We start from the raw sequence: 205 nt of genomic DNA, 5'->3' as shown, positions 1-205 counted from the left end.
AGTAGATGAAGCGACCTGGAAAGGTCCGCGAAACAAGGTAACAGCCCTGTAATCGAAACTTCGTTTCCTCCAGAGTGTATCCTGAGTACGGCGGGACACGTGAAACCCCGTCGGAATCCGGGAGGACCATCTCCCAAGGCTAAATACTTCCTAGTGACCGATAGTGAACCAGTACCGTGAGGGAAAGGTGAAAAGCACCCCGGGA

The 205-nt window shown here is 53.2% G+C and carries 1 rRNA gene; it reads left to right on the top strand.

Annotated elements, in window-relative coordinates:
- A 23S ribosomal RNA gene (locus tag DS745_RS04290) occupies window positions 1-205 on the top strand; the annotation flags it as partial.

Source organism: Anaerobacillus alkaliphilus (assembly GCF_004116265.1).
Taxonomy (GTDB): domain Bacteria; phylum Bacillota; class Bacilli; order Bacillales; family Anaerobacillaceae; genus Anaerobacillus; species Anaerobacillus alkaliphilus.
The sequence above is the reverse complement of the archived record's forward strand: the minus strand, read 5'-3'. Positions and strand labels throughout refer to the sequence as shown.